The following is a 24,383-nucleotide window of genomic DNA, read 5'->3' as shown; positions in this document are numbered from 1 at the left end:
GCGGACGAAGGAAAGTTACCGGCGGTACAACCTGGGGTCCCGGCGCCGGGCGGGCGGATAGGGTGCGGGGGTGGCAGAAGGACCCGAGCACCGCGAGTACCGCATGGAGGAGCTGGCCAAGGAGGCCGGCATCCCCGTGCGGACCGTGCGCTTCTACCGTGAGCGCGGCCTGATCTCGCCGCCCCGCCGCGAGGGCCGCATCGCCTGGTACGACGACCACCACCTGGCCCGCCTGCGCACGATCACGGGCCTCCTGGAACGCGGCCACACGCTGACCGGTATCGCCGACCTGGCCCGTACGTTCGAGAGCGGCCGCGATGTCGCCGAGGTGCTGGGCCTGGGCGAACCGTCCGAGGAGACCCCGGTCCGCCTCACGCCCGAACAGCTCGCGGACTACTTCGAGGGCGAGTCCACGCCGGAGAACCTGGCGCTGGCGATGGAGCTGGGCTACCTGGGGACGGACGGCGCGGAGATCGTCCACATCAGCCGCCGCCTGCTGGACGTTTCGGCGGAGCTGGTACGGGAAGGCGTCCCGCTCTCCGCGGTCCTGTCCACGGGCCGCCAGGTCCGCAGGCACGCGGAGGCGCTGGCGGACCTGTTCGTGTCCGTGCTCCAGGAGTACGGCGCGGAGACGGACCCGGAACCACCGCAACTGCGGCCGCTGGCCCGGGCGGTGGTGGACGCGGAACTGTCGATGGCACTGGACCGGAGACTGCGGCGGAAGCTGGAGGAGGGGGCGGAGTAGATCCGGTCCGGGACCCGAGGCGTTGCACAGCGGCGGGCGGGCGCGACGACCGCCCACGCCGGACGGACGGAGTGGGGGCCGCCCGCCTCGTGGCTCTTCCTCACGGGTGGCGGCTGCATCATGGAGGGTACGGCGGCAACGTCTGGGACGACGCCCTGGCCCACACCGGGTAGGGCGCCCTCGCCCTACCCCGCCCTACTGCTCGTACACCACCGTCACCGGCGCGTGGTCGCTCCACCGTTCGCCATGGGTGGCGGCCCGTTCGACCCATGCCTTCACGGCGCGGGCGGCGAGGCCGGGGGTCGCGACCTGGTAGTCGATGCGCCAGCCGGTGTCGTTGTCGAACGCGCGCCCCCGGTACGACCACCACGAGTACGGGCCCTCGACGTCCGGGTGCAGGGCGCGTACGACGTCGACGTACGCGGCCTCTTCGAAGACCCGGGTCAGCCACGCGCGCTCCTCGGGGAGGAAGCCGGAGCTCTTGCGGTTGGCGCGCCAGTTCTTGAGGTCGGCCTCCTGGTGGGCGATGTTCCAGTCGCCGCAGACGACGACCTCGCGGCCCTCGGCGGCGGCGCGGGTCCTCAGCCCGACGAGGTAGGGCAGGAAGGCGGCCATGAAGCGCTCCTTCTCGTCCTGCCGCTCGGTGCCGACCTCGCCGGAGGGCAGATAGAGGCTCGCGACCGTGACCCCGGGCAGGTCGATCTCGACGTACCGCCCGCTCGTGTCGAACTCCTCGCACCCGGCGTGCCCGTACCCGCCGAAACCGATCTGTACGCGCTCGGGGGCGCGCCGCGAGTAGAGGGAGACCCCGGCCCGGCCCTTGGCGGCGGCGGGCGCGTGGACGGTGTGCCAGCCCTCGGGGTCACGCACGTCCGCGGGCAGCTGCTCGGGCTCGGCGCGCACCTCCTGGAGGCAGACCACGTCGGCGTCGGTCTGCGCCAGCCACTCGACGAAGCCCTTTTTGGCGGCGGCGCGGAGTCCGTTTACATTCACGGAGGTCACAGTGAGCATTACGGCACGATACCGGCCCATGGCGTCGCATACATGTACCATACTTCGCATGAATATCCAGGTCCGGGCCTTCGGCCACCCCGATGCCGTCAAACTCAACGATCGCGTGCAGCTCGAATACGCGGAGCGCTACGGCGACGAGGGCGATGTCACACCGCTGGACGCCACGATGTTCGACCCGCCTCACGGCCTGTACCTGATCGCGTACGACGCGTCGGACCAGCCCGTCGCCACGGGCGGCTGGCGCTCCCAGGAGCGCAACGAGGAGGGCTACTCGGACGGCGACGCCGAGCTGAAGCGGATGTACGTCATACCGGAGGGCCGCGGCCTGGGCCTCGCCCGCCGCATCCTGGCCGCCCTGGAGGCGGACGCCCGCGCCGCCGGCCGCACCCGCATGGTCCTGGAAACGGGCGACCGCCAGCCGGAGGCCATCGCCCTGTACGTCTCCAGCGGCTACACCCTGTGCGAGAAGTTCGGCCACTACCGCACGTACGAAAGCAGCCGCTGCTTCGCGAAGCCGCTGCGGGGGAACGGCGCGGCCTGAGGCCGGTCGCCGTCGCCCTCAACCCGCCTTCGGAAACGCCCTCTTCAGGGCCGTCCGCCGGGTGAGGAACGCGACGTGGATCACCGGCAGCATGCACAGCGTCTGGGTCACCGCGTACCAGGGCGGGCAGACGCCCGGGATCAGGTCGACGCCGATGATCGCGACGGGCATGATCACCGCGAGGGTGCTCACGCGGTCGAAGGCGCGGCGTGAACCCCCGGCGGCCGAGGCCGTGATGCGGAGCAGTACGTACGCGATCACCGGCAGCAGGACCGCGCGGACCCACATGAAGGTGTTCACCGTGTGACCGGTGGCTGCCACCACGACGACCGCGCCGAGGGCGGTGGCGGTGAGTGCGCCGTAGAGCGTGATGCTCCGGCGCGCCGACGCGAGGGCCCGCAGGGCCTCGGGCTGAAGGTTCGTGTTCGTGGTCATGGTGACGACGCTACGAAGCGCCGATCGGGCGCGGTATGCGTCTGGGCGCACAAGGGGGTGGGTCCAGACCCACTCCTCGCCCGGACCGGGCCTCCGCGCCTCCCGACCGGTGCAGAGTGGGGGCATCGGGACGGACGCGGAGAGGCGGCGGGCAGGCGATGAGAGTGCTGAGGTCGTGGGCGGCCGGGGTGGTTGTCGGGTTCGTACGGGCGTGCGCCGTCGCCGCCGTCACGCTGCTGGTCCCGGCCGTGTGGGCGGGCGCCGTGGCGTGGGGCGTCGGGTGGGGCGCGTCGAACCCCTGGTCGTGGGCCGGGCCGTTGGTGCTGGTGTGCGTGGGCACGCTCGCCCTCGCGCGGCCCGTGTGCCGGGCGGTCCGCGCCCTGGTCGCCCGCTGGTCCGGGACGGAGATCCCGTCCGGCTACCGGCACGCCCCGCCGGTGACACGCATGGCCACGGGCCACTGGTGGAACGGCTTCGACTACCACCGCACCCAGCGGGACGCCCTCATGGACCAGCGGTGGCGGCTGCGCTGGAAGGACCCGGCCCACTGGCGCGACCTCCGGTTCACGGCGATCGCCCCCTTCACCGCGGGGATCGTGGCGTGCGTGCCACTCGCGGGGGTGGTGTGGGGCGCCGTCGCGCTGGGAACGGGCACGCCGGCCGGGCTCCTGGGCCTCCTCGTGACCGTCGCCTCTTCCCCTCGCGCCTGGCGGACACTCGCCCCGGTCGCGGTCCGTTTCCTGCGGCCGTCCGCCCGGATGGCGCTCGCGGACCGCGTGGACGAACTCACCGGGCAGCGAGCCGATGCGACGGTGGCCCAGGCCGCCGAGATCCGCCGGATCGAACGGGACCTGCACGACGGAGCGCAGGCCCGGCTCGTCGCGCTCGGGATGTCCCTGGCCACGGTGGAGAAGCTGATGGAAACCGACCCGGACCGGGCCAGGGCGCTGATGCGCGAGGCGCGGGCGGGCGCCACCGCCTCCCTGGCCGAACTGCGCGACCTGGTGCACGGAATCAACCCGCCCGTGCTCAACGACCGGGGCCTCGTCGACGCCGTGCGCGCGCTCGCCCTCGACAGCCCCCTCGAAACGGAGGTCGTCGCGGACGTGCCGGGGCGGCTGGACGCGCCCGTCGAGTCCGCCGTCTACTTCGGCATCGCCGAGCTGCTGACCAACGCGGTCAAGCACGCCCGTGCGACCCGGATGCGGATCACCCTCGCGCAGGACGGAACCGGCCTGGTCGTGGAGGCGGAGGACGACGGGCGCGGCGGCGCGGCCGTCCGGGACGGCGGCGGCCTCGCGGGACTGCGGCGCCGCCTCGCGGTGTTCGACGGCAGCCTGGAGGTCACGAGTCCGGCCGGCGGGCCGACCCGGGCGAGGATCATGGTGCCATGCGAATCGTCGTAGCCGAGGACCTGTACCTCCTGCGGGACGGCATGGTCCGTCTCATCGAGGCGTACGGACACGAGGTGGTGGGTACGGCCACGACCGGCCCGGAGACCCTGGCCGCCCTGCGCGAGTTCCGCCCGGACGTGGCGGTGGTGGACGTCCGCATGCCGCCGACGCAGACCGACGAGGGCCTGCGCGCCGCCCTCGCCGCCCGCACCGAGATGCCGGGGCTGCCCGTCCTGATCCTGTCGCAGTACGTGGAGCAGCTGTACGCCCGCGAGTTGCTGGCCGACGGGTCGGGCGGCGTCGGCTACTTCCTGAAGGAGAGCGTGTTCGACGCGGACCAGTTCATCGACGCGCTGGAACGGGTCGCGGCCGGCGGCACCGCCATGGACCCGGCGGTCATCGCGAAGCTCCTGTCCAGCGGCTCCTCGCACCGCCGCCTGGACCCACTCACCGAACGCGAGCACGAGGTCCTGGCCCTGATGGCCGAGGGCCTCTCCAACCAGGCCATCGCGGCCCGCCTGTTCCTCAGCGACAGCGCGATCAGCAAGTACACGACCTCCCTGTTCGCCAAGCTGGGCATCACGGACGACGGCTCGAACAACCGCCGGGTGCTGGCGGTGCTGGCGTACCTGAACAACCCGTGACACCTCCTGCCGGTGGACGTCCGCGAGCGCGAAGGCCGGGCCTGTTCAACAATGACGGGGAGCCATATGGCCTCCGTGAGGAGGGACGCGGTCCGGCCGGAGAAGGGAGCGTCGCGGGATGTGCGCACTGCCGGTACGCGACGCTCCGGCTCCGGACGGTGGTGGCGGCCGGGCACCCGGGTGACCGCCGGCACGGCACGGGCCGTCGTCGTCCGCAGAGGCGTCCGGGTGGCCCTCTCGGCGGCCGCCGGGTTCTACCCCCTGCTCCACGCGGCCGACCGGCCGGTCGCCGCCCTGTACGCACTCTTCGCACCCGTCGCGCTGGGCCTGCTCTCCGTCGTCCCCGGTTCCGGCCGCCAGAAGGCGGCCGTGGTGCTGTGCGCCCTCCCGCCGGCCCTCGTGCTGGCGTCGTTGGGAACCGTGCTCGCGGGGGCCGCCTGGGCCGCAGTCGGGGGGATGCTCGTCGTCGGGTTCCTGCTCGCCTTCGCCGCCGTCGCGGGGCCGCGCCCGGCGGGTGCGGCCCCGGGCCTCCAGCTCTTCTACATCCTCGCCTGCTTCCCGCCGTACGCCCCCGGCACCCTGGGAGACCGGCTCATCGGCCTGACCATCGGCGTCCTGCTCCTCGCGGCCTGCGAGACCCTCCTCCTGCCCGAACGGGCCGTCCCCTCCTACCGCCGCCGCCTGGCGGACGCGCTGCGGACCGCCGCGGACGAGGCCGCCTCGCCCGGCGGCGTACCCGCCGCGACCCTGCGCGCGGCCGGTGAACGGCTGCGCCCCTCGTCGGTGCCGCCGGCCGAACAGCCCGCGAGCGCCGGGCGGACGGACCGCGCGCTCGACCAGGCCGGCCGCTCGGTCCGGCGGCTCCTGAACCAGCTGGCGACCCTCTCGGAGGAGCCGCCGACGCCCACCGACCCGGCGTCCGCCGAGCTCCTGGCCCGAGTCGCCGTGGTGTGCACGAACTGCGCGTATTTCCTGCGCACCGGGAAGCGGCCACCCGTAGCCGGTTCCCTGGAAGCGGCCATGCGGGCCTTCGGGGCGGAGCGCGTACGGCTGACGACCGGGCCGCCCGGCCCCGTACCGCCGATCGCCGTGCTCCGGCGGCAGTCGCGCATCCTGGCACTGGCGGAATCGGCCCGGATCGCGGAGGTCACGACGGACATCGCCGCGCACGGCCGCCCCGTCGGACCGGCCGTCCCACGCGATCAGTTCTGGTACGCGGAACTTCCGGCACCGGCCCTGTGGGCGCGCCGGATCCTCGGCAACATCACCCTCCGGTCGGTGCTCTTCCAGAACGCCGTGCGCATCGCCCTCGGGCTCGCCGCCGCCCGGCTGGTCGCCGGCACCCTCGACCTGGCCCACGGGTTCTGGGTGCTGCTGGCGGTGCTGACGCTCGGGCGGACGACGGTGGGCGCGACCTGGCAGGCAGTACGCCGAGCCGTGGCCGGCAACGTCGTCGGCGCCCTGGCGGCCGGCGCGCTCCTGATCGGGCTCGGCACGCACACCGATGTGTACGCCGCGCTGCTCGTCCCGGCGATGCTGACCGCGTTCTGTCTGGGACCCCTGCTGGGTATCGCCTGGGCGCAGGCAGGGTTCACGCTGGTCGTGGCGACGGCGTTCGCCCAGATCTCGCCCGTGACGTGGCGGCTCTCGGAAGCGCGGATGGTCGACGTGCTCACCGGCAGCGCGATCGGGCTGCTGTGCGGGCTTCTCGCCTGGCCGGCCGGGGCCCGCCACGAGGTCCGTCGCACCATGGCCGAACTCCTGCACTCCTGCGGCGGCCTGGTGCCCGCCACCGCGCGGATCCTGATGATCCCCGCACCCGGCGTACGGACCCCGGCGCCGGTCCTCCCGAGCCTGCACCGGCTGCGCCTCGCCGAGGCGGCGTACGCGCAGTACCGCAGCGAGACCCCGGGCCTCCCGGACCGGACCGGGGCCGACTGGCACGCGGTGCTCATCGTCGCGAGCCATGTGATCCTCGGCGCCCACCGCCTGCCCCACCTGGGCCTCCCCCAGACCGCCGAACCGACCGGGTCCCCCGCGGCCTGGGCCCGCACGGCCGCGGCGGACCTGGAAGCGGAGGCCGACCGGGTCGCGGCCCTGGTCGGCGGCGGCGCCCCGGCTCCCGCGCGACCGCCCGCCCCGGCACCGGCCGACTACCCGCCGACCGCGCTCTCCGTCGACCTGGAGGTGTGGCTGACGAGCCTCGGCCACCAGTTGGCCCACATCGACAGCACGGCCCGGAACGGCGGGAGGAGCGGGCATGCCGACGGCTGAACCGGACGACGGAACCCCGCCGGCGACCGGGCGGGGCACCAGGGCTGCGGTCCTGGGCACCGCGCTGCTGCTGTGTGTCCTGGTGGCGGTCCTGCAACTGACCACCCCGCCCTCCTCCCACATCGCCTCGGTGCTGGTCGCGGTGCCCGCCGTCATCTCGTTCGGGTTCGGGCCGCCGATGATCATCGGTTCGGCGGTGGTGGCGGCGGGGATCCGCTGGCTGCTCCTGCCCGCCGAGCCGCAGCGGATCGGCTCCGTGATCGGCACCACCGTGGTCATCTGCGTCATCGCCGCCCTGAGCTGCTTCGTGGTGCGCCGCGGGGAGCGGGAGTCCGCGCGGCTGCGGAAGGTGGTGTCCGTCGCCGAGACCGCGCAGCGGGCGGTGCTGCGCCCCCCACCGGAGACGCTGGGCCGCTTCCGTACGGCCGCGAGCTATCTCGCCGCCGCGCAGTACGCGCGCATCGGGGGCGACCTCTACGCGGTGGCGGACACCGAGTTCGGGGTGCGCGCGCTCATCGGGGACGTACGCGGGAAGGGCCTCGGCGCGGTGTCCACCGCATCGGCGGTCCTCGGCTCGTTTCACGAGGCGGCGTACGAGGAAGGCACGCTGGGCCGCCTGGCCGGGCGGCTCGACACCGGCCTCAACCGCTTCCCGCACGACGACGAGGCGTTCGCCACCGCCCTCCTCGTCCAGATCGCGCCCGACGGCCGCACGGAGGCGTACTCCTGCGGCCACCCGCCCTCGCTCGTACTGCGCGACGGCACGGTCCGGGAGCTCCCGGCCGGCACCGGGCTCCCCCTGGGGCTGCGGGCCCTCGCCGCCGCGGAGGGCCCGGACGGCCCGCAGTCCTCCGGGATGCTCCTCCGGTCCGGCGACACCCTCCTGCTGTACACCGACGGCATCGCGGAGACCCGCGACGAGGCCGGGGCCTTCTACCCGCTCGCCGACCGCCTGACCGCCTACCAGCGCGCCCATCCCCCGCCGGTCGACCCGCACCACCTGCTCGCCTGGCTCCAGGAGGACGCCCAGGACTTCAGCCGCGCCGACACCTACGACGACGCGGCGCTCCTGGCCCTCGCCTGGCCGCCGGAGCGCCCCAGCCGCAGGGCCGAGACGAGGAAGAAGACGCCACCGGGCACGGCGTAACCGATCGCGCCGGTGAGCGCGGGGTCATCGGCGCCCGCCGACCCGACGAACGACGCCCCGGCCAGCACCGAGATGCCACCGCTGAGGATCATCGGCCACTGGCCGCCCATCGAGCGGCGCGGCACGGCCACGACCAGCTGCACCAGCCCCGCGACGACCGCCCACGCCCCCCACACCCGCAGCACCGCGGGAATCCCGGAGGCGGCGGCGATCCCGACTCCCGCCGCCGCGGCGAGGCTGACCGCCATGTTGACGTAGAGCAGCGCCGGCGAGCGGGTGACGCGGGACGCCCGGGCGTCCACGACGGCGGCGCCCACGTCGAACAGCGGATAGAGCACGAGCAGCGCGGCCACGACCGGGCTGATCCCGTCGGCCGTCGCGAACATCACGAGGGCCCAGAGGAGGGCGAACGCGGCGCGGACGAAGTACAGCCGCCGCAGCGCGGAAGCCGTGTTCGTGGTGCCCGACGGGGCGGCAACGGTGCTCATGACGAACCTTTCGACGGGGGTACGGGAACGCGGCGGAGCGTCGCGTCGAACGAGAACGAACGTTCTGTTCATCAGACTGGCAAGGCCGCACCCCCCTGTCAAGACCGAACGTTCTACCTAGTGCGCCACGTAGGCTGGAGCCATGGCGCCCCACACATCCGAAAGCCGCCCGTCCGAAGCCCGGGACCGGCTCCTCACCACAGCCACCCGAATCTTCTACTCGGAGGGCATCCACTCCGTCGGGGTGGATCGCATCGTCAAGGAAGCGCAGGTGACCCGGGCGACCTTCTACCGCCACTTCCCCAGCAAGGAGAACCTGGTCGTCGCCTACCTGACCGAGGCGGACCGCGCCCTGCGGGGCCGGGCCGAGGCGGCCATCGCCGCCGGACTCCCCGCGCCCGACACGCTTCGGGCCATCGGCGCGTCCATCGCCGAGTCGATCCAGTCCCCCGGCTTCCGGGGCTGCGCCTTCCTCAACGCCGTCGCCGAGTACCCCGACCCGGCGGACCCGGTGCATCAGGTCGTCCTCGCGCACCGCCAGTGGTTCCTGGACACGCTCACCGGGCTCCTGCGCACGATCCGGGAGGAACCCGCCGACCGCGCGGCCCGCCACTTCGTCATGCTCCGCGACGGCGCGATGGCGGCCGGCTGCCTCTTCGACCCGGAGCTGGTGTGCGAGACCTTCCTCAACGGAGTCGAAGGACTCCTCAAGGCCCAGGCGACGGCATCGTTCACCTGATGCCCCGTCCGCCCCACGGCGGTCCCGGAACGACGAAATCCCGCCCAGCCGGAGGCTGGACGGGATTTCATTGTCTGTGGACCTGTGGGGATTTGAACCCCAGACCCCCTCGATGCGAACGAGGTGCGCTACCAGACTGCGCCACAGGCCCTTGCGACGTGTGAAACTCTAGCACCCTCCAGGGGGTGCTCGGAAATCCGTTCCGCGCTGGTCAGCCGTGGCGTGGCTCACGGCCGCCCGACGCGGCGTCACTCGTTGGCCGCGCGGGGGCGGTCGCCGTCCTCGTACTGGTCGAAGAGCGGGGTGCGGCCCCGGTCGCGGGAGCGGCGGGACTGCGGGGAGCGCTGGCGCGGGGCCGGCTCGACCGGGGGTGTCGCGGGGTCCGGCTGCGCGGGCTCGGCGGCGCTGGAGCGGGCCGCGCTCCAGGTCTCCGGATTGCCGACCTCGACCCCGCCCGTGGCACGCGGGGCGACCGGGGCGGTGACATAGGTGGGCAGCGGCACCGGGACCGGCTCCCAGCTGTCGCCCTGGACCCGGCCGCGCTCGCGCTGCTGGTCCACCCACTCCGCGTGGTCCGTCTGCTCGACCAGGGCGCGGCGGCCGGCCTCCTGCGGGGAGACCGTGGGCGTCGGCTCGGGGGCCGGGTGGCGCGGCTCGGAGTCCTCGTCCGTCTCGGCCGGGGCCGTGGGGGCGGGCTGATGGCGGCGGGGGCGGTTCTCGCGGAGCCGCTGGGCCGCCACCTCGGCGCGCCGCTGGTCCATGGTGAAGGCGAACCGCCGCCGCTCGTGCGCCCTCAGGTGCGCGATGTACGCACTGAGGAGCACAGCCGGGACCGCGGGCGCCCACAGGAAGCGGAGCCCGCCGACGGCCGCGACGATCGCGCCGAGCGTGAAGGCCAGGAAGAGGATCACGGTGGTCCGCCGACGGCGCGCGAGGACCTGGAGGCGCTGGGCTCGCCGGGCGCGTTCCGCGTCGATGCCGCCGGGGCGGGCGCGCCGGGCGGGACCGGGGACGGCGGGCTCGGCGCCGCGCCGCTTGCGGGGGGCGCGCTCCGGAGCGATGGCCGGGTCGTGCATCCGGGCCTCGGTGTGCGCCGGGGGCGCGGCGAAGGCCCGGACGTCGACGGAGTCCATTCGGTCCGTGCCCGCGTCCGGGTCGGCGTCGGGTGCCGCCTCGTCCTCGGTGCGCTCCTGCAGCCCCTTGGCATACCGGCGCTCCATCGCCGCCCGGCCTGACAGCAGCCGGATGGCGGTGCTGAAGCGCTCCGTCGGACGCTCTTCGTTCAGCTCGTCCTGCCTGCGGAGCCACATCGGCACCAGATAGGCGGCCCAGGCCCCGACAATGACTGCGTAGATGAGGCCGCTGCTGCTCACATCTCACACCGTAGAGGGGTTTGCGCGGAGGGATCCGCCAATTGGCGCGGTGTGTCGCGCGATCCGGCCGATATCGCGGACTTTTTTTATGCGGGCGAGGATCAGCCGATCGAGAGTAATTCGAACAAACTTTTTATTTACGTGGGAGGCTCCGGCTGATCCGTACGGGGCACCGGCCGTGAGCGGCGCCACCTCCGCAGCAGCCCGTCCGGCACTTCCTCCGCCGTGAGCGCGTAGATCAGGTGATCGCGCCAGGCCCCGTCGATGTGCAGATAACGCGGGCGCAGCCCTTCCTCGCGGAATCCGAGTTTCTCCACGACCCGCCGGCTCGGCCCGTTCTCGGGACGAATGCACACCTCGATGCGATGGAGCCCCACCACCTGGAAGCAGTGGTCGACGGCGAGCGCGACGGCGGTCGGCATCACCCCGCGCCCGGCCACCTCCCGGTCCACCCAGTAACCGACGTGTCCCGAGCACATCGAGCCCCAGGTGATCCCGGCGACGGTCAGCTGCCCGACCAGCCGGCCCCGGTACTCGATGGCGAACGGCAGCATCCGGCCCGCGTTCGCCTCGGAGCGCAGATGGCGGATCATCTGCCGGTACGTGGGCCGCTGGGCGACCGGTCCGCCGGGCGCGGGCGGCGGGACCGTCGCCTCCCAGGGGCGCAGCCAGTCCCGGTTGCGCCGGTTGACCTCGCGCCACTCCCGCTGGTCGCGCAGTTTGATGGGCCGGAGGGCGACATCGCCGTCCACCAGGATCACCGGCCAGGTCGGGACGTTCAGCTCGGGCTCCCGGGTCGGGGGTGGTCGCCGCCGCGCAGCTGGTCCACGGCGTGCACCAGGAGCCGTTCGAGGACGGCGAGTCCGTCGCGCACCCCGCCGGTCGAGCCGGGGAGATTGACGATCAGGGTGCGCCCGGCCACGCCCGCCAGGCCGCGGGAGAGCGCGGCGGTGGGGACCTTGTCGCGGCCCTCGGCCCGGATCGCCTCGGGGATGCCGGGCACCTCGTGGTCCAGGACGCGGCGGGTGGCCTCGGGCGTGCGGTCGGTGGGCGAGATGCCCGTACCGCCGGTGGTGACGACCACGTCGTACGCGGATGCCACCGCGGTCCGCAGCGCCTGCTCGACCGGGTCGCCGTCGGGCACGACCTGCGGGCCGTCGACGGTGAAGCCGAGCCCCGTCAGCGCCTCGGTGATCAGGGGCCCGCCCTTGTCCGCGTAGACCCCGGCGGACGCGCGGTTCGACGCGGTCACGACGAGGGCGCGGTACGGGGCCGGGGCGCCGGCGGCGCTCACGCGTCGGTCCCGGGTGCCTGGGCGCGTACGTAGTCGCCGGACTTGCCGCCCGACTTCGCATCGACCCGGATGTCCGTGATGACCGCGGCCTTGTCGACGGCCTTGACCATGTCCACGACGGTCAGCGCGGCGACGGACACCGCGGTCAGGGCCTCCATCTCGACGCCCGTGCGGTCGGTGGTCTTCACCGTGGCGGTGATCTCCACGGCGTCGTCGGCCACGCTCAGCTCGACGCCGACCCCGGAGACGGCCAGCGGGTGGCAGAGGGGGATCAGGTCCGGGGTGCGCTTGGCGCCCATGATCCCGGCGATCCGCGCGGTGGCGAGGGCGTCGCCCTTGGGGACGCCCTCGCCCCGGAGCAGTTCGACGACACGCGGCGACACGAGGACCCGGCCGCTGGCCCGGGCGACGCGCGCGGTGACGTCCTTCCCGGATACGTCGACCATGCGGGCGGCCCCCGCCTCGTCGATGTGCGTCAGCCTGTTCTGCGTACTCAACTCACTCCGCCTAGCGGTATGGGCGCCGGATTCCCCGGGCCGCACCGGGGCGCGGGTCCGGGGGCCGGGGAAGGTCCCCCGGACGGCACAGCGCCAGATACCGTACCGCCACCGGGGCGCGGTCAGCGGAGCAGGATCACCTCGGTGTCGCTGCCGGGTTCGGCGGAGGTGACGTCCTCGGGGAGCACGATCAGCGAGTCCGCCTGGGCGAGCGCGGCGATCAGATGCGAGCCGGAGCCCCCGACGGGCGCGACGGTGCCCGCCTCGGCGTCGTACGTCCCGCGCAGGAACTGGCGCTTCCCGGCGGGCGAGGACAGGGCCTTGTCCACGAGGAGAGTGGCCTTCGCGGTCGGGCGGTCGGCCGCGGGCAGGCCCATCAGGGTGCGGATCGCGGGGCGGACGAACAGTTCGAAGGAGACGTAGCTGGAGACCGGGTTCCCGGGGAGGGCGAGCAGCGGGGTGTGGTCGGGGCCGATGGAGCCGAAGCCCTGCGGTTTGCCGGGCTGCATGGCGAGCTTCCGGAAGTCGACGCCGCCGCCCGGCCCGTCCTCGTCGCCGACGGAGGACAGGGCCTCCTTCACCACGTCGTACGCGCCGACGCTGACGCCGCCCGTGGTGACGAGGAGGTCGGCGCGGATGAGCTGGTCCTCGATGGTGGCGCGCAGGGTCTCGGCGTCGTCGGCGACGGCACCGACGCGGTAGGCGATGGCCCCGGCGTCCCGGGCGGCGGCAGTGAGCGCGAAGCTGTTGGAGTCGTAGATCCGGCCGCCGGTCAGCTCGCCGCCGGGCTGCACGAGTTCGCTGCCGGTGGACAGGACGACGACGCGGGGGCGGGGCCGCACCTTGACGGTGGAGCGGCCGATCGCGGCGAGCAGGCCGATCTGGGGCGGTCCGATCACCGTGCCCGCCTTGAGCGCGAGGTCGCCGGGGCGCACATCGCTGCCCCGCTCGCGGACGTGGGCGCGGGTCTCGGCGGGGCGGTGGACGCGGACCTCTCCGCCGGCGCCCTCGGGGGCGTCGCTGTGGGCGCGCATCGCCGCGGCGGGGCCCTCGCCCGTACCGCCGTCGGTCCACTCGACGGGGACGACGGCCTCGGCGCCTTCGGGGAGCGGGGCGCCGGTCATGATGCGGGCGGCCTCGCCCGCGCCGACGCGCCGGCCGGGGCCGAGGCCGTCGTCTCCGGCGGCGACGTCCCCGATGACGGTGAGGACGGCGGGGAACTCCTCGGTGGCGCCCTCGATATCGGCGACGCGGACCGCGTAACCGTCCATCGAGCTGTTGTCGAAGGGCGGCAGGGCGATCTCCACCACGACGTCCTCGACCAGGACGCAGCCCTGGGCGTCGGGCAGTTGCAGCTCGATGGGTTCGAGCGGCTTCACCGCGGCGAGGATGTCTTCCAGGTGCTCGTCCACCGACCAGATCGTGCTGCTCAACGTGTTACATCTCCTCGGTGACGTACCGGCGGAGCCAACTGCGGAACTCCGGTCCCAGATCATCACGTTCGCACGCGAGTCTGACAATGGCACGCAGATAGTCGCTGCGGTCGCCGGTGTCGTAGCGGCGGCCCTTGAAGACGACGCCGTGCACGGGGCCGCCGGCCTTCTCGTCCTCGGCGAGCAGTTGCAGCGCGTCGGTCAGCTGGATCTCGTTGCCCCGGCCGGGCTCGGTCCGGCGCAGTATCTCGAACACCGCGGGGTCCAGGACGTACCGGCCGATGATCGCCAGGTTGCTGGGCGCGTCGGCGGGTTCCGGTTTCTCGACCAGGCCGGTGACGCGCACGACGTCCGCCTCGGCGGTGGGCTCCACGGCCGCGCAGCCGTACTGGTGGATCATCGCGGGCGGGACCTCCATGAGCGCGATGACGCTGCCGCCCTCGCGCTCCTGGATCTCCGTCATCCGGGTCAGCAGCGGGTCGCGGGGGTCGATCAGGTCGTCGCCCAGGAGCACCGCGAACGGCTCGTCGCCGACGTGCGGGGCTGCGCACAGGACGGCGTGGCCCAGGCCCCGGGGGTCGCCCTGGCGGACGTAGTGCATGGTGGCGAGGTCGGTGGACTCGCGGACCTTGCGCAGCCGGTCGGCGTCGCCCTTGCGGGTCAGGGCGCCCTCCAGCTCGTAGTTCCGGTCGAAGTGGTCCTCCAGGGGACGCTTGTTGCGGCCGGTGACCATCAGTACGTCGTGCAGTCCGGCGGCCACCGCTTCCTCGACGACGTACTGGATGGCAGGCTTGTCGACGACAGGCAGCATCTCCTTGGGAGTGGCCTTGGTGGCCGGAAGGAAGCGGGTCCCGAGGCCCGCCGCCGGGATGACGGCCTTGCTGATCCTGGGGTTCGACTGGGTCATGCGCTGAACCTTAACGGGGCCACATGGGCGGAAGATGAGGCTCCGGTTAACTTTGTCCTCATATAGCCCTGCCTGAGAGGCCAGTGGGTATCCCTTGAACACCGATATGTGCGCAAAGGCCGAGCTGCGGCGTGAACTGCTGGCCGCACGCCGCCTCCTGACGGATCAGGACACCCTGCGGGCCGCCTCGGCCCTCGCCCGCCACGCGCTCGAACTGCCCGAACTGAGCGGCGCCCGTACCGTCGCCGCGTACGTCTCGGTGGGGCGCGAGCCGGGCACCCGCGCGCTCCTGGACGCGCTGCGCGCGCGGGGCGTACGTGTGCTGCTCCCGGTGCTCCTCGCCGACAACGACCTGGACTGGGCACCGTACGAGGGCGCGGAAGGGCTCGCCAAGGCGGGGCGCGGGCTGCTCGAACCGGCAGGCGGGCGGCTGGGCCCCGACGCCGTCCTGGAGGCGGACGCGGTGCTGCTGCCCGGCCTAGCGGTGGACGCGCGCGGCATGCGCCTGGGGCGCGGCGGCGGCAGCTACGACCGGGTGCTGGCGCGCCTGACGGCCGCCGGGGCCACGCCCGCGCTCGTCGTCCTGCTGTACGCGAACGAGGTGACCGCACAGGTGCCCGCGGAGCCGCACGACTTCCCCGTGAACGCGGTGGTCACACCGGAAGGCCCCCGGCGCTTCGGCGTGAGCTGAAGCACCGGGGGCCCTGGGTGGCGCGCTTACGGTTTCAGGGTCAGCGTGTCCGTCGTCGTCCCGGCCACCGCGTTCGTGCCGTAGGCCCAGGGCAGCAGCTCACCGTTGACCCACTTGTCGGTCTGGTCGGTGTAGTGCGCGGCGAACGCGTGCCCGGAGGCACCGGTGAGGTTGATCCAGCGGGACTTGTCCCAGTCGGCCACGTTGACGACCATCCGCATCGACGGCACCCAGACCACCTCGTAGCCGCCGGCCGCGTTCCAGCCGGTGGCGTCCACCGCGGCCTCGCCGCCGCCGAGGTTCCAGGGGCCCCGGTTCAGGACCCGCTGGAGGAGTCCGGGACCCTCGGTGCCGAGGGTCTGGTTCTTCAGGGTCAGCTGGTGCAGCCGGCCCCAGTTCCAGGTCGTGATGTCCTTGCCCAGCTTGGCCGTCAGCTCCCAGCGCGCGTCCTCCATGGCGCGGGCGAACAGCTCGTCGCGGTTCTCGGTCGCGCTGTCCTTGCGGCTCTTGGGCGACTTCCACCACTTGCTGTCCGGCTTGTCCATGAGGTTGGCGACGACCTGGTACCAGCGGTCACCGCCGTCCGGCTGCGCGGAGTCCGGGGAGCGCTGGCCGCATTCGCGTACCAGGCGGTCCTGCTCGTCGGCCGGGCCCGAGTTCTTCGGCGGCGGCACGTTCAGGCACTCACCCTCGACGCGCATCTCCTTGGGCAGCTTGTCGCCGAAGGCGAGCTTGAGGATGTTGCGCCAGACGCCGTTGAAGTACGCGGCGGCGGCCGAGTCGGCCTCCTGGGTGTAGTCCCAGCCCTCCAGCAGCTTCTGCGCCTGGCGGACGTCCTTGTCGGCGATGTTGATCTTCAGCAGCTCGGGCACCAGCAGCGCGGCGATCTCGCTTGTGTTGTCCATCTGCATCTTCTGCATGTCTTCGGTCGAGATCTTGCCGCCGCCCTTGATCTTCGACTGGATGAGGTCGTTGATCCGCTGGCTGCGGCTGCCGTAGCCCCAGTCCTTGGTGAGCAGGTAGGGGTACTTGTCCTCGTCGATCACGGCCTGGTTGGCGGTGACGATGTAGCCGCGCTCCGGGTTGTACTCGTAGGGCAGCTCGGCGAACGGGATCGGGTCCTTCTTCCAGCCGTACGCCGACGTCCAGCCGGGGCTCGGCGTGGTGCCGTCGCCCTGCTTGCGCTGCGGGATCCTGCCGGGCGCCTGGTAGCCGATGTTGCCCTTGGTGTCGGCGTAGATGAGGTTCTGCGAGGGAACCTCGAAGTGCTCGGACGCCTTGCGGAAGCTGGTGAAGTCCTTGGCGCGGTTCAGCTCGAAGACGGCGTCCATGGAGTGGCCGGGCTCCAGCGCGGTCCACTTCAGGGCGACGGCGTAACCGTCGGCGCGGTCCGGCGCCGAGTTGGTGACGGGGGCCTTCTGGCCGACCTTCTCCAGCTCGCTGCTGCGGTCGGAGACCAGCGGGCCGTTGTTGGTCTCGCGGACGGTGATGTGCCGGTCCTTGCCGCCCGCGACCTTGATGGTCTCCTCGCGGGTGGTGAAGGGCTTGGTCCTGCCGTCGTACAGGTAGCCGTCGCCGGTGACCTTCTCCAGGAAGAGGTCGGTGACGTCCGCGCCGAGGTTGGTGAAGCCCCAGGCGATGTCCTGGTTGTGACCGATGATCACGCCGGGCATGCCGGAGAAGGTGTATCCGGCGGTGTCGTACTTGCAGGTTTCGGAGACCTGCCGGCAGTGAAGGCCCATCTGGTACCAGAGGGACGGCAGCATCGGCGCGAGGTGCGGGTCGTTGGCGAGCAGCGGCTTGTTGGTGGTCGTGTACTTGCCGGAGACCACCCAGGAGTTCGAGCCGATGCCGGTGCCGTTCGGGCCGAGCAGCGCGGGGATCTCGTCCAGGGTGTCGGAGAGCGCGCCGAGCTGCGTGTTCAGACCCTGGGTCGCGTCCGCCACGGTGTTCCCGCCGCTCGCGCCGGTGTCCGTCGCCTTGGGGTCGAAGGTGCCGGTGGCCGTGGAGATGCCGCCCTCGGTGACGATCGGCTCGTGCTTCTCGTACGGGTAATCGGGGTAGAGCTGCTTGATCTCGTCGGGGTCGAGCCGGCTCGTCATCAGCGAGCGGTCGATCTCGTCCTGCATGTTGCCGCGCAGGTCCCAGGCCATGGCCTTCAGCCAGGCGACCGAGTCGACCGGGGTCCACTGGGACGGCTTGTAGTCGTTGGTGAGGCCCAGCGCGGCGTACTCGACGGAGATGTCCTTGCCGTCGCGCCCCTTGAGGTAGGCGTTCACGCCGTCCGCGTACGCCTGGAGGTTCTTCTTGGTCTCGGCGGAGAGCACGGTGTCGTACTCCTCCTGCGCGACCTTGCGCCAGCCCAGCGTCCGCAGGAAGGAGTCCGTCTCGACCTGGCCGGAGCCGAACATCTCGGAGAGCCGGCCGGCCGTCAGGTGACGGCGTACGTCCATCTCCCAGAAGCGGTCCTGCGCCTGGACGAAGCCCTGGGCGCGGAACAGGTCGGCGTCCGAGTCCGCGTAGATCTGCGGGATGCCGTAGCCGTCGCGCTTGACGTCGACGTTGCCGGAGAGGCCGTCGAGGTGGATGGTCCCATTGGTCTGCGGGTACGAGGCACGCACGGTGGACACGGACCAGTACGTTCCGTAACCGATGCCCGCGACGAGCGCCAGCACCAGGACGATCAAGAGCAGGCGGGCGCGGCGCCCCTTCTTCTTCTTGCGCGGCCCGCCACCGGCGGTACCGGTGGATCCGGAAGAGGCGGTTGTTGTGGCGGGCATCGCTGTCCTTCGAGGGCAGGGCGGTCCTGGGAGTGCAGGAGCAACCATAGGCGCAGCGCGTCACCCACTCGGACGCGGTATCAGGATGGCTCGAATTGCGTAGCGATCGTACGAATACTCGAACGCATCAAGAAAACGTTAAAGATTAGGTAAGGTAACGAAGTACCGGCCGCCGGAAGACGATCCGGCAGGCGTACGCAGGGAAAGGACCGGCCACTGACTGTCCACACGCTCAACGAACTCCTGCTCGTCTGCTCGCTCGTCCTGCTCGTCGCCGTCGTGGCGGTACGCGTCTCGTCCCGCAGCGGGCTCCCCAGCCTGCTCCTGTACCTCGGCATCGGCATCGCCCTGGGCCAGGACGGCTTCTTCGACGTCAAGTTCGACAACGCCGAACTGACGCAGGTCATCGGCTACGCGGCGCTCGTCGTGATCCTCGCCGAGGGCGGACTCGGCACGAAGTGGAAAGAGATCAGACCGGCGCTGCCCGCGGCCGTGATGCTGTCGCTCGTCGGCGTCGGCATCAGCGTGGGCGTGACCGCGGCCGGGGCGCACTACCTGGTGGGCCTGGAGTGGCGGCAGGCGCTCATCATCGGCGCGGTCGTCTCGTCGACGGACGCCGCCGCGGTCTTCTCCGTGCTGCGCAAGGTCCCGCTGCCCGCCCGCGTCACCGGTGTCCTGGAGGCCGAATCCGGCTTCAACGACGCCCCCGTGGTGATCCTGGTGGTCGCCTTCTCGACCATCGGCGAGGTCGACAGCTGGTACGTGCTGATCGGCGAGATAGCCCTGGAGCTGGCCATCGGCGCCGCCGTCGGCATCGCCGTCGGCTGGCTCGGCTCGTACGGGCTGCGCCATGTGGCGCTCCCCGCGTCCGGCCTCTACCCGATCGCCGTCATGGCCATCGCGGTGTCCGCGTACGCGGCCGGCGCCATGCTGCACGGCAGCGGGTTCCTCGCCGTCTACCTGGCCTCGATGATCCTCGGCAACGCCAAGCTGCCGCACTGGCCGGCGACCCGGGGCTTCGCCGACGGGCTCGGCTGGCTCGCCCAGATCGGCATGTTCGTCCTGCTCGGCCTGCTGGTCACCCCGCACGACCTGCTGGACGACTTCTGGCCCGCCGTCGTCGTGGGCCTGGTGCTGACCGTGGTGGCACGGCCGTTGGAGGTCTTCATCTCCCTGCTGCCGTTCCGATTGCCCTGGCAGGAGAAGGCCCTCATGTCGTGGGCCGGGCTGCGCGGCGCCGTACCCATCATCCTGGCGACCATTCCCATGGTGTCCGGGATCGACGGCTCCACCCGGGTCTTCAACATCGTCTTCGTCCTGGTGATCGTCTACACGCTCATCCAGGGCCCGACCCTCCCCTGGCTCGCCAAGGCCCTCAACATCAAGGACGACCCGTCCGACGCCGCCGACCTGGGCATCGAATCGGCGCCCCTGGAACGGCTGCGCGGGCACCTGCTGTCGGTGGCCATCCCCTCGGAGTCGAAGATGCACGGCGTCGAGGTCGGGGAGCTCCGCATGCCCGCGGGCGCCGCGGTCACCCTCGTGGTGCGCGACGACAAGAGCTTCGTACCCGCCCCGTCGACGGTGCTCAGGCGCGGCGACGAACTGCTCGTCGTGGCCACCGACCCGGTGCGCGACGCGGCCGAGGCACGCCTGCGCGCGGTCGCCGAGGGCGGCAAGCTGGCCGGCTGGCTCGGAACTCCCGGCGGGCACCCCGCCGGACAGGAGTCCCCCGTACCGCAGGTGGCCGGGGCGCTCAAGGCCGTCAAGAAGCTCGGCGGCAGGGCGGACGAGGGCAAGAAGCGCAACGCGAAGGCACATCACTGAGCACACACGGAGTTCACAGGCGGTGAGGGGCGGGGTGCACACAATCGCAGGGCCCCCGCCCTTCCTGCCTGTAGCATGAAGGAAACCCAGCACCACCAATTGATCGACCAACTCTGCCTGACGCAGAGCTGGCGCGACCGTATGGCGGTCGTGGCGTCCTCCGTACCGGCTGTGCCCCGCACACCGGCCACGAGCGCCCGGCATCTACCGCAGTTCCGCGCGAAGAGGACAGCTCTCGGCAGCCCCGCCCGGGCCCGCACTCCAGTGCCGGCCCGGGGGCACGGCCACCAGGCGGCAGAAAGGCAAGGACCGTGGCGTCCACGGTCTCCGAACGCCCCGGATACGGGCAGCTGCTGCGCACCCCCGGGGCGTGGACCTTCCTCCTTCCCGGCTTCGCCGCACGGCAGCCCTTCGCGATGCTGACCATCGGCATCGTGCTGCTGGTCCAGCACACCACCGGCTCCTACGGGAGCGCCGGCGCCGTCGCAGCCGTCACAGGGGTCTCCATGGCTCTGTTCGCGCCGCAGACCGGCAAGCTCGCCGACCGGTTCGGCCAGCGGGCCGTACTGCTGCCCGGCGTCCTGGTCCACGCCGCATCCGTCTCGCTCCTGGTGACGCTGGCCCTGGCGGACGCGCCCCTGTGGGCCCTGTTCGCCGCGGCCGTGCCGACCGGCGCGTCCGTCCCGCAGATCGGCCCCATGGTGCGGGCCCGCTGGGCGGCGATGCTCGGCGCGGCGCCGGGCCGCGAGGCGTCCCCGCTGCTGGCGACGGCCGCCGCGTTCGAGTCGGTGACGGACGAGTTCACCTTCGTCATCGGCCCGGTCATCGCCACCGCGCTCTGCACGGGCGTGCACCCGGCGGCCGGCCTGATCGCGGAGGCCGCGCTCACCCTGGTCGGCGGTCTGCTCTTCGCCGCGCGGCGCGCCACGCAGCCGCCGGTCCGCGACCGCGCCCTGCCCGGCGCCGAGCGGCACGCCTCGGCCCTGTCGATCCCCGGTGTGCGCGTGCTGGCCGTCGCCTTTCTCGGCATCGGCTCGGTCTTCGGCGGCATGCAGGTCTCGCTGACCGCGTTCGCCGAGGAGATCGGCAACCCGGGCGCCAATGGTGTGCTGTACGGGATCTTCGCCGCCGGCAACATGCTCGCCGGGATCGCCTGCGGGGCCGTCGCCTGGAAGTCCGGCCCCCGCCGCCGCCTGCTCGTCGGCTACACGGCGCTGGCGCTGACCGCGTCCGGCCTGTGGGCGGTGCACTCGGCGCCGCTGCTCGCCGCGCTCGGCCTGCTGGTCGGGCTCTGCATCGCTCCGGCCCTGATCAGCGGCTACACGCTGGTCGAGGCGCTGGTGCCGGGCTCGGCGCGGACCGAGGCGTTCACCTGGCTGACGGGCGCGGTCGCGCTGGGCCAGGCGGCCGCGGTGACGGTGGCCGGCCGGCTCGCGGACGGACACGGCGCGAGCGCCGGTTTCCTGGTCCCGCTGGTGGGTACGGTGCTGGCCCTGGCGACCCTGCTGACGCTGCGTTCGAGGCTCCTGGCGGCCGGTGTGGGGCGGACCGTGGCGCGTGGTATCGGTCACCGCGGGCCGGTCACGGTGGACTGATCCAGCGGAATACGTCACTATGGAGCGTCGTTAGCACTCATCGAGTCAGAGTGCCAGGAGGAACAAAGTGCCGACCTACCAGTACCAGTGCACCGAGTGTGGCGAGGGCCTCGAAGCGGTGCAGAAGTTCACCGATGACGCCCTCACGGTGTGCCCGAACTGCGACGGACGCCTGAAGAAGGTGTTCTCGGCGGTCGGCATCGTCTTCAAGGGTTCCGGCTTCTACCGGAACGACAGCCGCGGCTCCTCGTCGAGCAGCACGCCGGCTCCCTCGGCCTCGAAGAGCTCCGGTTCCGGCTCGTCCACGTCTTCGGCGTCCTCGGACTCGAAGTCCTCGGCGGCCCCGGCGTCCGCGTCGTCCGCCTCCTCGTCGTCTTCCTCTTCCTCTTCCTCGACGAGCGGTTCGTCGGCCGCCTGAGCGACCGGCTCCACAGCTTTCACGAAGACCCCGCCGACCTGTCCGGCGGGGTCTTCGCGCGCCCGCGCCCGCCGGACGGTGCTCCGCGGACACGGCCTAGGGTGACCGCATGGCGAACGCAGAGATCGGCGTGATCGGCGGCTCGGGGCTGTACTCCTTCCTGGAGGACGTCACCGAGGTCCGCGTGGAAACCCCTTACGGAGACCCCAGCGACTCCGTCTTCATCGGCGAGACCGGCGGCCGCCGGGTGGCCTTCCTCCCCCGGCACGGCCGGGGCCACCACGTGCCCCCGCACCGCATCAACTACCGCGCCAACCTGTGGGCGCTGCGCTCGGTCGGCGTGCGCCAGGTGCTGGGCCCGTGCGCGGTGGGCGGCCTGCGCCCGGAGTACGGGCCGGGCACGCTGATCGTGCCGGACCAGCTGGTGGACCGCACGAAGACGCGGGTGCAGACCTATTACGACGGTGAGACCCGGGCCGACGGGGTCCAGCCGAACGTGGTGCATCTGGGCTTCGCCGACCCGTACTGTCCCGAGGGCCGCAAGGTGGCGCTGGCCGCCGCGCGGGGCCGGGACTGGGAGGCGGTGGACGGCGGCACGCTGGTGGTGGTCGAGGGCCCGCGCTTCTCGACCCGCGCCGAATCGCGCTGGCACGCGGCGATGGGCTGGTCCGTCGTCGGCATGACCGGACACCCGGAGGCCGTGCTCGCCCGCGAACTGGGCCTCTGCTACACCACGATGACCCTGGTCACGGACCTGGACGCGGGCGCGGAGGCCGGCGAGGGCGTCTCTCACGAGGAGGTGCTGAAGGTCTTCGCCGCCAATGTGGACCGGCTGCGCTCGGTCCTCTTCGACGCGGTGGCGGGGCTGCCGGCGACTGAGGACCGCGGGTGCGCGTGCGGGCACGCGCTGGACGGGATCGAGACGGGGATCGCGCTGCCGTAGGGGCGTTGTGGCTGCGGCGGGGGGGTCCGGCGGCCAGTGGTCGCGCGTGCCTGTGGGCCCGCCTTGCCTGTGGGCCCGCCTTGCCTGTGGGCCTGCTTGCCTGTTCCCGCCTTGCCTGTGGGCCTGCTTGCCTGTTCCCGCCTGCGGGTTCCCGCCTGCGGGTTCCCGCCTGCGGGTGACGGAGTTTTCCCCATGTGGTCGGCGGTCCACAGGCTCCGGCGGGAATCGGGCGACCGGTGCATCGTGGGGGTTGTCCGGCGGCCGGGACCTCGGGGTTCCGGTGGCCGGGCCTGCCCCATCGGCCCCTGACGCAGGCGGTGTTCGCGATGCGCTCGTCCGGTTTCCACTCCGTCCCCCAGCCCCCTTCCACCGCTCCTTACGCGGACGGGCCGGTGGGACCACTGCCCGCTCCCCCGCCGTGCGGAGTACCCGCTTTCCCGCCGCTGCGGGTGCGCGTGAGTGCCGGTCAGCGACTGCGCCGCGCGATGTGGCGGCAGCGCCGTTCGATGGCGGCGGCCCTGGCCCTGACAGCGGCCGCGCTCGCCGTCTCCGGACTGGCCGGGGGCAGTGACGGCGGGCACGGCGGTGATACGGCGCGGGCGGCGTCCCGGGAACGGGCTTCGCCTCCGGTACGCCTGGTGTCGGCGCCGGTACGGATCGCGGACGCGGAGACCGTGCGGCTGCTGCGGCCGGGCGACCGGGTGGACGTGGTCGCGTCGGGAGGCCCCGGGGCGGCGGCGGAGGCCCGGGTGGTGGCCAGGGGTGCGCGCGTGGAGCGGGTGCCGTCGGCGGAGGCCGGGGACCTGGCGGGCGAGGGGGCGCTGATCGTCCTCGCGGTGCCCAGGGCGACGGCGGCGGGCCTCGCGGGGGCGGGGATCTCCGGCGGATTCGCGGTGGTCCTGTGCTGAGGCGGGCGGCCCGTGCCGTACGACGGTGGGTCGCCGCCCTGGACGGCGACCGGCGTCAGATGTGGTGCGGGGGCTTCTCGTCGAGGAAGCGTGCCAGGTCCGCGGCGCTGCCGCCGGACGGGGCCCGCTCGCCCCACCCCTGGTCCGTGTCGTCCGCGGACTGCTGGTCCAGCGGATCGTCGAAGATCAGCGCCGGCTCGGGCCTCGGCCGGTCCGGCGTGGTGGGCTTCGCGTCTCGCGGTCCGGGGGCGGGGGCGGTACTCATGCCTCCAGGGTACGGCCGCCCCGCCCCGGCG

24 protein-coding genes and 1 tRNA gene are annotated in these 24,383 nt (G+C 72.7%); 13 read left to right on the top strand and 12 right to left on the bottom strand.

The features are described 5' to 3' along the window. Nucleotides 1-103: 103 nt before the first annotated feature. Nucleotides 104-745: a MerR family transcriptional regulator gene (locus ACFZAT_RS19405; RefSeq protein ID WP_391265614.1), complete on the top strand. Its 642-nt coding sequence runs from the start codon at nt 104-106 to the stop codon at nt 743-745. 195 nt (nt 746-940) lie between these two features. Here the strand turns inward: ACFZAT_RS19405 and ACFZAT_RS19400 are convergent, their stop codons facing one another. Further along, nucleotides 941-1,756, bottom strand: coding sequence for an exodeoxyribonuclease III (locus ACFZAT_RS19400; RefSeq protein ID WP_391265442.1), 816 nt, complete (start codon nt 1,754-1,756; stop codon nt 941-943). 49 nt (nt 1,757-1,805) lie between these two features. Between ACFZAT_RS19400 and ACFZAT_RS19395 the strand changes: the two genes are divergently transcribed. Next, a complete protein-coding gene (locus tag ACFZAT_RS19395) occupies nt 1,806-2,300 on the top strand; it encodes a GNAT family N-acetyltransferase (RefSeq protein ID WP_391265441.1) in 495 nt (164 codons plus the stop codon). 18 nt (nt 2,301-2,318) lie between these two features. Here ACFZAT_RS19395 and ACFZAT_RS19390 read toward each other — a convergent pair whose 3' ends face one another. After that, a complete protein-coding gene (locus tag ACFZAT_RS19390) occupies nt 2,319-2,735 on the bottom strand; it encodes a hypothetical protein (protein ID WP_391265440.1) in 417 nt (138 codons plus the stop codon). 158 nt (nt 2,736-2,893) lie between these two features. Between ACFZAT_RS19390 and ACFZAT_RS19385 the strand changes: the two genes are divergently transcribed. From ACFZAT_RS19385 to ACFZAT_RS19370, 4 genes are all read left to right on the top strand, one after another. Beyond that, entirely contained in the window at nt 2,894-4,141 is a 1,248-nt protein-coding gene (locus ACFZAT_RS19385) for a histidine kinase (RefSeq protein WP_391265439.1), read from the top strand. Further along, complete coding sequence (locus ACFZAT_RS19380; RefSeq protein ID WP_391265438.1) at nt 4,126-4,773, top strand: LuxR C-terminal-related transcriptional regulator; 648 nt, start codon at nt 4,126-4,128, stop codon at nt 4,771-4,773. Before ACFZAT_RS19385 ends, ACFZAT_RS19380 begins: the two co-directional genes overlap by 16 nt. 180 nt (nt 4,774-4,953) lie before the next feature. Further along, the gene (locus ACFZAT_RS19375; protein ID WP_391265613.1) at nt 4,954-7,047 is read left to right on the top strand and encodes an FUSC family protein; all 2,094 of its coding nucleotides are present in this window, start codon (nt 4,954-4,956) and stop codon (nt 7,045-7,047) included. Then, the gene (locus tag ACFZAT_RS19370) at nt 7,034-8,194 is read left to right on the top strand and encodes a SpoIIE family protein phosphatase (protein ID WP_391265437.1); all 1,161 of its coding nucleotides are present in this window, start codon (nt 7,034-7,036) and stop codon (nt 8,192-8,194) included. Before ACFZAT_RS19375 ends, ACFZAT_RS19370 begins: the two co-directional genes overlap by 14 nt. Here ACFZAT_RS19370 and ACFZAT_RS19365 read toward each other — a convergent pair. Further along, entirely contained in the window at nt 8,098-8,682 is a 585-nt protein-coding gene (locus ACFZAT_RS19365; protein ID WP_391265436.1) for a hypothetical protein, read from the bottom strand. The genes ACFZAT_RS19370 and ACFZAT_RS19365 overlap by 97 nt on opposite strands. 142 nt (nt 8,683-8,824) lie before the next feature. Here ACFZAT_RS19365 and ACFZAT_RS19360 point away from each other — a divergent pair, with 142 nt between their 5' ends. Continuing rightward, nucleotides 8,825-9,421: a TetR family transcriptional regulator gene (locus ACFZAT_RS19360; protein ID WP_391265435.1), complete on the top strand. Its 597-nt coding sequence runs from the start codon at nt 8,825-8,827 to the stop codon at nt 9,419-9,421. Between the two features lie 77 nt (nt 9,422-9,498). On the opposite strand, the gene ACFZAT_RS19355 is transcribed toward ACFZAT_RS19360, so the two are convergent. The 7 genes from ACFZAT_RS19355 to galU form a co-directional block, all read right to left on the bottom strand. Next, nucleotides 9,499-9,572, bottom strand: a tRNA-Ala gene (locus ACFZAT_RS19355). Nucleotides 9,573-9,669: 97 nt separating this feature from the next. Next, nucleotides 9,670-10,794: a gephyrin-like molybdotransferase receptor GlpR gene (glpR, locus tag ACFZAT_RS19350; protein WP_391265434.1), complete on the bottom strand. Its 1,125-nt coding sequence runs from the start codon at nt 10,792-10,794 to the stop codon at nt 9,670-9,672. A gap of 137 nt (nt 10,795-10,931) precedes the next feature. Further along, complete coding sequence (locus ACFZAT_RS19345; protein ID WP_391265433.1) at nt 10,932-11,555, bottom strand: GNAT family N-acetyltransferase; 624 nt, start codon at nt 11,553-11,555, stop codon at nt 10,932-10,934. A 17-nt stretch (nt 11,556-11,572) separates the two neighbouring features. Further along, nucleotides 11,573-12,088 (bottom strand): molybdenum cofactor synthesis domain-containing protein, encoded by a 516-nt coding sequence (locus tag ACFZAT_RS19340; protein WP_391265432.1) that lies wholly within the window; start codon nt 12,086-12,088, stop codon nt 11,573-11,575. Continuing rightward, the gene (gene moaC, locus ACFZAT_RS19335; RefSeq protein ID WP_391265431.1) at nt 12,085-12,585 is read right to left on the bottom strand and encodes a cyclic pyranopterin monophosphate synthase MoaC; all 501 of its coding nucleotides are present in this window, start codon (nt 12,583-12,585) and stop codon (nt 12,085-12,087) included. Before moaC ends, ACFZAT_RS19340 begins: the two co-directional genes overlap by 4 nt. A 122-nt stretch (nt 12,586-12,707) precedes the next feature. Beyond that, nucleotides 12,708-14,018, bottom strand: a complete 1,311-nt coding sequence (gene glp / locus ACFZAT_RS19330) for a gephyrin-like molybdotransferase Glp (RefSeq protein WP_391265430.1) — start codon at nt 14,016-14,018, stop codon at nt 12,708-12,710. A gap of 4 nt (nt 14,019-14,022) precedes the next feature. Further along, on the bottom strand, nt 14,023-14,925 hold the full coding sequence (gene galU / locus ACFZAT_RS19325; RefSeq protein WP_073968657.1) for a UTP--glucose-1-phosphate uridylyltransferase GalU: 903 nt from the start codon (nt 14,923-14,925) through the stop codon (nt 14,023-14,025). A 106-nt stretch (nt 14,926-15,031) separates the two neighbouring features. On the opposite strand from galU, the gene ACFZAT_RS19320 reads away from it, so the two are divergent. After that, nucleotides 15,032-15,616 (top strand): 5-formyltetrahydrofolate cyclo-ligase, encoded by a 585-nt coding sequence (locus ACFZAT_RS19320; protein WP_391265429.1) that lies wholly within the window; start codon nt 15,032-15,034, stop codon nt 15,614-15,616. Nucleotides 15,617-15,642: 26 nt separating this feature from the next. Here ACFZAT_RS19320 and ACFZAT_RS19315 read toward each other — a convergent pair whose 3' ends face one another. Then, complete coding sequence (locus tag ACFZAT_RS19315) at nt 15,643-18,396, bottom strand: penicillin acylase family protein (RefSeq protein WP_391265428.1); 2,754 nt, start codon at nt 18,394-18,396, stop codon at nt 15,643-15,645. Between the two features lie 243 nt (nt 18,397-18,639). Between ACFZAT_RS19315 and ACFZAT_RS19310 the strand changes: the two genes are divergently transcribed. The 5 genes from ACFZAT_RS19310 (at nt 18,640) to ACFZAT_RS19290 (ending at nt 24,087) form a co-directional block, all read left to right on the top strand. Then, a complete protein-coding gene (locus tag ACFZAT_RS19310) occupies nt 18,640-20,223 on the top strand; it encodes a potassium/proton antiporter (protein ID WP_391265612.1) in 1,584 nt (527 codons plus the stop codon). A 311-nt stretch (nt 20,224-20,534) separates the two neighbouring features. Next, nucleotides 20,535-21,818, top strand: a complete 1,284-nt coding sequence (locus ACFZAT_RS19305) for an MFS transporter (RefSeq protein ID WP_391265427.1) — start codon at nt 20,535-20,537, stop codon at nt 21,816-21,818. Nucleotides 21,819-21,885: 67 nt separating this feature from the next. Next, on the top strand, nt 21,886-22,236 hold the full coding sequence (locus ACFZAT_RS19300; RefSeq protein ID WP_391265426.1) for an FmdB family zinc ribbon protein: 351 nt from the start codon (nt 21,886-21,888) through the stop codon (nt 22,234-22,236). A 109-nt stretch (nt 22,237-22,345) separates the two neighbouring features. Next, on the top strand, nt 22,346-23,179 hold the full coding sequence (locus ACFZAT_RS19295; protein ID WP_391265425.1) for an S-methyl-5'-thioadenosine phosphorylase: 834 nt from the start codon (nt 22,346-22,348) through the stop codon (nt 23,177-23,179). 455 nt (nt 23,180-23,634) lie between these two features. Beyond that, a complete protein-coding gene (locus tag ACFZAT_RS19290; RefSeq protein WP_391265424.1) occupies nt 23,635-24,087 on the top strand; it encodes a hypothetical protein in 453 nt (150 codons plus the stop codon). 55 nt (nt 24,088-24,142) lie between these two features. Here the strand turns inward: ACFZAT_RS19290 and ACFZAT_RS19285 are convergent, their stop codons facing one another. Continuing rightward, complete coding sequence (locus ACFZAT_RS19285; protein ID WP_391265423.1) at nt 24,143-24,352, bottom strand: hypothetical protein; 210 nt, start codon at nt 24,350-24,352, stop codon at nt 24,143-24,145. Nucleotides 24,353-24,383 lie beyond the last annotated feature (31 nt).

The organism is Streptomyces sp. NPDC008163 (assembly GCF_042956885.1).
GTDB lineage: Bacteria > Actinomycetota > Actinomycetes > Streptomycetales > Streptomycetaceae > Streptomyces > Streptomyces drozdowiczii_A.
This window is presented reverse-complemented; position numbering and strand designations above follow the sequence as displayed.